Source organism: Streptosporangium sp. NPDC006013 (genome assembly GCF_040614275.1).
GTDB lineage: Bacteria > Actinomycetota > Actinomycetes > Streptosporangiales > Streptosporangiaceae > Streptosporangium.
The window spans coordinates 1-2,659 of the sequence record NZ_JBEXUE010000796.1 but is presented as its reverse complement, the minus strand read 5'-3'; the positions used below and the strand labels follow the sequence as shown (position 1 = coordinate 2,659).

3 protein-coding genes are annotated in these 2,659 nt (G+C 71.2%); 1 reads left to right on the top strand and 2 read right to left on the bottom strand.

Translation table 11 applies throughout. From position 1 onward, the window contains the following. Positions 1-793: serine hydrolase domain-containing protein (locus tag ABZ260_RS49605; RefSeq protein WP_355632542.1), on the top strand; the 793-nt coding region annotated here is incomplete at its 5' end. Between the two features lie 153 nt (positions 794-946). On the opposite strand, the gene ABZ260_RS49600 is transcribed toward ABZ260_RS49605, so the two are convergent. Continuing rightward, the gene (locus ABZ260_RS49600) at positions 947-1,741 is read right to left on the bottom strand and encodes a class I SAM-dependent methyltransferase (RefSeq protein WP_355632539.1); all 795 of its coding nucleotides are present in this window, start codon (positions 1,739-1,741) and stop codon (positions 947-949) included. Continuing rightward, complete coding sequence (locus ABZ260_RS49595) at positions 1,741-2,421, bottom strand: DUF4191 domain-containing protein (protein ID WP_350927880.1); 681 nt, start codon at positions 2,419-2,421, stop codon at positions 1,741-1,743. Before ABZ260_RS49595 ends, ABZ260_RS49600 begins: the two co-directional genes overlap by 1 nt. Positions 2,422-2,659 lie beyond the last annotated feature (238 nt).

Below are 2,659 nucleotides of genomic sequence, written 5' to 3'. Positions count from 1 at the left end.
CGGCGTGCCCGCCGGGACCACGCCCGAGGACCTGTGCGACTGGGACGGGATGTGCGCGGCGATCGCCGATGCCAAGCCCTGGTGGGAGCCGGGCACCAGGACCGGCTACCACCCCCAGTCGTTCGGTTACCTCATCGGGGAGATCGTCCGCCGGAGCACCGGCAGGCCGATCTCGCAGATCCTGCGGGAGGAGGTCGCCGGGCCGCTCGGGGTGGCCGGTGAGCTGTTCTTCGGCGTCCCGGAATCCGAGCTGGGCAGGCTGGCCCGGCTGGAGGACGCGCCGAGCGACTTCGAGATGTCCGCGGAGATGGCCGCGGAGATGTTCGCCGACATACCGTTCTTCAGGGTGGTGGACGGCTACACGGCGGCGCCGATGGCGGCGATGCCGGATGCCGGTTTCGGCAACCGCGCCGATGTGCTGACCTCCGACATCCCGGCGGGCGGCACCATGTCCGCCCGTGCCGTGGCCCGCATGTACGCCGCTCTGCTGGGCGAGGTGGACGGCGTCAGGCTCGTCTCGCCGGAACGGCTGCGAGAGATCACCGAGGTGGCGATCACCGGGGTGGACGAGGTCACCGGCACTCCGGTCACCAGATCCCTCGGGTACGCCATCGGCGCCACCGAACTGCTCGACGCCCCCACCCTGTTCGGGATGGCGGGCAGCGGTGGCTCGGCCGCCTACGCCGACACGGCCACCGGGATCGCGATCGCCATGACCAAGAACCTGGTCTCCGGCGGTGACTTCGGCACCTTCGATGAGATCGGCCGGATCGTCATGAACGCCGGCCGCTAGGCCCACGTTCCCGGCCGGTCCGGGACGACCGCCCGCGGCATTGGATCTCACCTGGTAGCCGACCTGTGACGATCTCCGGCGTGCGGGAAAGGAGGCCGGGGCGCCATCCGTGTCGCGGGCACACGGGTGCCGCCCCGGCCGCCGGGTGCGCGTCTACCGGGCGCAGGTGAAGATCGCGGTGCCGGGCAGGTGGCGGCCGCGCAGCGGGCTCCAGCCGCCCCACTCGCGGTCGTGGCCCGGCGGCCACTCGGGCTCGGTCAGGTGCCGCAGCACCAGCCCGGAGGCGGTGATGAGGTGGACCCAGTCGGCCATCGTGCGATGGTGCTCGACGTAGGACGGACGCCCGTCCTCGCCGACCTCCACGTACGCGGAGCGGTCGAAGTAGGAGCGGTCGGAGGTCAGCCCGGCGGGGCCGGGGTCGTCGGGGAAGGCCCAGCGGACGGGGTGGCTCACCGAGAAGACCAGGCGGCCCCCGGGGCGCAGCACCCGGCGGACCTCGGCGAGGACGGCTCCGGCGTCGGCCACGAACGGCAGCGCGCCGTAGGCCGAGCAGGCCAGGTCGAACGCCCCGTCGGCGAAGGGCAGGACCTCGGCGTCCGCCTGGACCACGGGGAGCGCGGCGCCCGCGTCCAGGTCGATCCGGCGCGAATGCTGAAGCTGGCGGAAGGACAGGTCGAAGGCGGCGACCCTGGCGCCCTGGCCGGCCAGCCAGCGCCCGCACTGCCCGGCACCGCAGCCGATCTCCAGCACGTCCTTGCCCGCGACATCGCCCAGCAGACGGGCGTCGGCCTCGTCCAGCCCCTCGGGACACCAGACGAACCCGGAGTCGCGCAGGAAGTCCCCGTGCTCGGCCTGGTACTCGTCGGCGGCGCCGTCCCACCAGCCGCGGTTGGCCCGGGAGGTGGCCGCGGCGTCCACCCGGTGGCGGCCCACCCCGGCGGAGCCCATCAGCGCATCTTCGGGCGGGGCATCTTCGCACCGCGCGGCAGCGGGCCCTTGGGCATCGGCAGCGTCTGCGGCAGGGCCTTCAGCCGGTTGTTGATCTCGTACAGGGCGGGCTTCTTGAGGTTGCGGGGCAGCTTCATCAGGTGCCGCTGCAGCTTGGCCAGCGGGATCTGCCCCTCGCCGTCACCGGACTGGATGTCGTAGACGGGCACGTCCAGCGCGACTCGCTGGACGCGCTTCTTCTCGGCGACCAGCATCTTCTGCACCCGGCTGCCCGGCCCCTCCGAGACCAGGATGATGCCTGGGTAGCCGACCACGCGGTGCACGATGTCCTGGTCGCGGGTGACCGCGACAGCCGGGGTGACCTCCCAGTTGCCGCGCATGCCCTGCAGGATCGCGGCGGCGGCGCCGACCTGCCCGTGCAGCATGGAGTACTGCGCCTTCTGGGCGAGCTGGCCGAACACCACCAGCCCGACGGTCAGGGCCAGCAGGATCCCGATGAAGAGCAGGTACCAGAACCAGCCCGTGACCAGGCCGATCACCACGAACAGCGCGAGCGTGCCCAGCGCCGAGGCGTAGACGATCGGCATCCCCTTGGGGTTGGCCTCCTTGATGATCTTCGAGATCATACGGAGTTGCTTGATGCGCCCCGGGCGCTCTGAGTCTTCGGGCTTCTTGGCCATGTTCTGAAGGATACAAATCCATGGCTCAAGAAGTGAAAACGTGACCTGCCCGGTGCCGGTTCCGGCACCGGGGCCGAAGGCCGCGGAGTGCCGGAAAGGCCGGTACCGCTGGGAGAAACGATCCTGCCGACTTTTACCTGGATTACCCGGTCACGCCGGAGGCGCTCGTCGTACCTGGCGGTGGTCTGGATCGAGGGGCTGAGCAGCTTGTCCCAGCCCCGCTTGGTCACCTCGGGGG

Bases quoted from the DNA above. Each gene is read 5' to 3' on its own strand.
- ABZ260_RS49600 (WP_355632539.1), bottom strand. From the start codon at position 1,741: ATGGGCTCCGCCGGGGTGGGCCGCCACCGGGTGGACGCCGCGGCCACC.
- ABZ260_RS49595 (WP_350927880.1), bottom strand. From the start codon at position 2,421: ATGGCCAAGAAGCCCGAAGACTCAGAGCGCCCGGGGCGCATCAAGCAA.